This window comes from uncultured Fibrobacter sp., assembly GCF_937877005.1.
Lineage (GTDB): Bacteria > Fibrobacterota > Fibrobacteria > Fibrobacterales > Fibrobacteraceae > Fibrobacter.
This window is the reverse complement of sequence record NZ_CALEFV010000162.1, coordinates 1-2855: the sequence shown is the minus strand read 5'-3', so window position 1 is coordinate 2855 and position 2855 is coordinate 1. Positions and strand designations below refer to the sequence as shown.

Below are 2855 nucleotides of genomic sequence, written 5' to 3'. Positions count from 1 at the left end.
CAACAAAGGCGACGCAGTAGGCCGCCTTTGCCGTGGTCTTTATGACCTTGATTATGCCGTTTGCTGTAATCATCTGAATGCGTTTTCGGTGATGGTCCTGCCGTTGAAGCGCTTGAGCGTCATGCCGTTCTGGTCGAGCCATTGCAGGCGCACCAGCGTCTTGTTCCGGTTGTAGATGTCGCCCTGGTCCTCTTCCAGGGTGTTGTAGTGGGAACCGGCGAAGAACTTGACGGCGTAATAGACGGCGTTGCGCTTGACAGCGCCCATGCCTGCGTGTTCGAGCATTTCGAGCAGGAGCCGGTCGGCAAGTTTCTTCGAGAGGAAGCCGTGGTAGTTGACATCGTGGATGAGCCACGCAAGCGCGAGCTTGATGTCGCCGATTTTCGGGATGAACGGGTTCACGATGGAAGGGCCGCTGCGGAAGTCGGTGACGTAGCTGGGGCGTATCTGGTAGACCAGCGTGCCGGGGACGCACTTCGCCTGGATCTCGATGCGGAGCGGGTTCCGGATGCTGTACATTTCTTCGCACCTGGAATACTTGTCCCATGTGGGGACTTCCGGTCTGTAGGCGAGGTTCATTTGCGTTCGACTCCTTGGGGGTGGGTGGTGTCGCAGGCCTTGCAGACCCACTTGTGGCCTTCGAGCTTGCAGTATTTCTTGTGACCGCACCAGCTGCATGTCACGTATTCGGGGTATTCTCTCTTTGGAATCATGTTTTTTCCTTTTTGGGGCGTCCTATGGGCCCTGGATTTGGATGAGTTTTTCTCCACCAGATGCGCTTACGTTCTCGGTCATATTCCTTGTTCTTTTCGCGCCACTGTGTGTTATACTTGCTGTTTGCCGCCTTTCCCTTCTCGGTCGCGTTGTATTCGCGATGCCTTGCGTTGATTTCGTCCTTGTTTTCTTCGCGATACTTTTGGTGATACTGCTTGCGTTCGGGGGAAGCGTCGTATTCCTTTTGCCAGGCTTTTCTCTTCGGGTCGTTTCTTCGCTTCGCGTCGTGCTTCCGCTGAATTTCCCTGCGCCTTTCAGGGTTTTTCTCGGCCCATCGTTTCTGTGCATTCGCCTGGTTTCGCTTGCCTGGGTCTTCTATTCGCTGCGGACGGTAGCTGTCACGGTGCATGGCGATTTTGTCGGCGATGAGAGTTTCCCAGTTTTGCATGACAATTCCTTTTCTTGTTTAGTTAGGGGCAGTGCGGGGGCTCGAACCCCGCCGTGTCCGGGTCACAACTCCCGGCACGTGGCCAACCGCAACCGCCCAGGGACTACCGCCACGACAATGGCTTAAAACGTGACGGTAATCGTGAGAACTGCCGCCGCTACCCAGTAGACGACCTTGCGCACGTCCATGTCTGTCACTCCGTAGACGACGGCTGCCAAAAGGTCGAGGATGATGAGTACCAGCGGGAAGATTTGTTGTTTGGTCACTAGCCCTTCTCCCACTTCGCGGCAAGGTCTTCCATGGCCTTCTGCGGGCTGGAGCCTACGCCGCTGATAAGCGCTTTCCCGCCGTTCTGGCGGAGAGTGACCGCGTAGCCGAACTGGAAGTCGGCTTCGAGAACGAGCTGGTCGCGGAACAGGTCGAGCGTCTTGAGGGTTTCGCTATTTGCCATCGTCCTTTTCCTTTTTCTTTGCGGGTGCTGCGGGGCGCGGCACGTCGTTGAAGTTGAGCACGATGACTTCCCAGGTCTCGCCAGCCTCGGTCTTCACCTTCCGCTTGAAGGTGGTGGACTGCTTGGAGGACTTGACGATGATCGACTCTTTCAGCATGCGCATGGCCTTCTTCCATTCGGAATCCTCGATTTCGAGGTTCAGGAGCTTCATGAGCATGGCTGTGTTCACGCGGCCCTGCTTGTCCACGTTGAATGCCTGGGCGATGACCTTGCCGAGGTTGTCGTCGATGCCGTCGAGGCGGCTTGCGATCCACTTGTCCACCAGGGTCTTCACCATCTGGAGGCGTTCGTCGAAGCCGATGTGGTCGTTGATGCGGCGCTCGATGACAAGCGACTTGTCGAAGTTGTAGAGCAGGATGTTTCCCTTCCAGTTCTCGCGGGTGCGGTTTTCCTTCGCGAGTTCTTCGAGGTACTTGTCGATGCTGCCTTCGATTTCGATACGGTGTTCCGCGATTTTCTCGGCGAGCTTCACGACCTTCTTGAAGGTGCGCTCGACAAGGGCGTCGCGCTTCTTGTCTGTCGCGGGAATGTACTGCTCGGGGATAGGGCGTCCCTTCTCGTCGAGCCAGTTCCCGTCTTTGTCTTTTGTTGCCATAGGTTTACCTCTGGTTGTTGTTCTTGTTTCGGTTAAATTCTTCGGGGCTCTGCGCCCCCATGGCCTGTATCGCCTTGATGAGCGTCTTCGCGTCGTCCTTGCAGATCCAGGTGATGACATCGACCCCGGTGAGGCGCTTGCAGAATGCGTTCAGCGCCTTGCGGCGTTCTTCGGAAGTCTCTGCGCGGCTGACCTGCGCCCACATCGCCTCGATTGCCCGGAGCTGTGCGGGGCTCGCCTTGTGCTTCGCCCTGCCGGAGAGGTGCGCGAACTTGGTGGCCCCCGCGTGGACCTGCGTGCGCAGGCTTGCGATGAGCGAGGTCCGCTGCTGTGTCGAGAGCTGCTTGGAGCTTTCGACCTGGTAGCGGTCGCGCAGCATGTCGCGGTAGGCTTCGTCGTTCATCCCGAGCAGGCGCACAAGGCCGTGGATCTGCCTGTACTGTTCGGCCCTCTTGTCGGCTGGAGTAGTCATCTTGCCCTACCTTGCCACTACGAGCATCTGGGATGCGCTTTCGAGGATTTCGTTGTCGAGCGTGTCGCGGTCGTTGTTGCGCATGAGTTCCTTGCTCCACATTACAAGGTGCGAG

General features: G+C 57.3%; 7 protein-coding genes. All 7 read right to left on the bottom strand.

The features are described from left to right. Positions 1–69 precede the first annotated feature (69 nt). Complete coding sequence (locus Q0628_RS07795) at positions 70–579, bottom strand: DUF1353 domain-containing protein (protein WP_298769798.1); 510 nt, start codon at positions 577–579, stop codon at positions 70–72. Next, entirely contained in the window at positions 576–713 is a 138-nt protein-coding gene (locus tag Q0628_RS07790; protein WP_158213103.1) for a hypothetical protein, read from the bottom strand. Before Q0628_RS07790 ends, Q0628_RS07795 begins: the two co-directional genes overlap by 4 nt. After that, positions 710–1162 (bottom strand): hypothetical protein, encoded by a 453-nt coding sequence (locus Q0628_RS07785; protein WP_298769794.1) that lies wholly within the window; start codon positions 1160–1162, stop codon positions 710–712. Before Q0628_RS07785 ends, Q0628_RS07790 begins: the two co-directional genes overlap by 4 nt. A gap of 122 nt (positions 1163–1284) precedes the next feature. Then, positions 1285–1428, bottom strand: coding sequence for a hypothetical protein (locus Q0628_RS07780; RefSeq protein ID WP_173823592.1), 144 nt, complete (start codon positions 1426–1428; stop codon positions 1285–1287). Then, a complete protein-coding gene (locus Q0628_RS07775; protein WP_173345734.1) occupies positions 1428–1613 on the bottom strand; it encodes a hypothetical protein in 186 nt (61 codons plus the stop codon). The genes Q0628_RS07780 and Q0628_RS07775 overlap by 1 nt, the downstream gene beginning before the upstream one ends. Beyond that, on the bottom strand, positions 1603–2268 hold the full coding sequence (locus Q0628_RS07770; protein ID WP_173345735.1) for a DUF3164 family protein: 666 nt from the start codon (positions 2266–2268) through the stop codon (positions 1603–1605). Before Q0628_RS07770 ends, Q0628_RS07775 begins: the two co-directional genes overlap by 11 nt. Positions 2269–2272: 4 nt before the next feature. Continuing rightward, on the bottom strand, positions 2273–2740 hold the full coding sequence (locus Q0628_RS07765; protein WP_298769787.1) for a regulatory protein GemA: 468 nt from the start codon (positions 2738–2740) through the stop codon (positions 2273–2275). Between the last annotated feature and the right edge of the window lie 115 nt (positions 2741–2855).

Bases quoted from the DNA above. Each gene is read 5' to 3' on its own strand.
- Q0628_RS07795 (WP_298769798.1), bottom strand. From the start codon at position 579: ATGAACCTCGCCTACAGACCGGAAGTCCCCACATGGGACAAGTATTCC.
- Q0628_RS07790 (WP_158213103.1), bottom strand. From the start codon at position 713: ATGATTCCAAAGAGAGAATACCCCGAATACGTGACATGCAGCTGGTGC.
- Q0628_RS07785 (WP_298769794.1), bottom strand. From the start codon at position 1,162: ATGCAAAACTGGGAAACTCTCATCGCCGACAAAATCGCCATGCACCGT.
- Q0628_RS07775 (WP_173345734.1), bottom strand. From the start codon at position 1,613: ATGGCAAATAGCGAAACCCTCAAGACGCTCGACCTGTTCCGCGACCAG.
- Q0628_RS07770 (WP_173345735.1), bottom strand. From the start codon at position 2,268: ATGGCAACAAAAGACAAAGACGGGAACTGGCTCGACGAGAAGGGACGC.
- Q0628_RS07765 (WP_298769787.1), bottom strand. From the start codon at position 2,740: ATGACTACTCCAGCCGACAAGAGGGCCGAACAGTACAGGCAGATCCAC.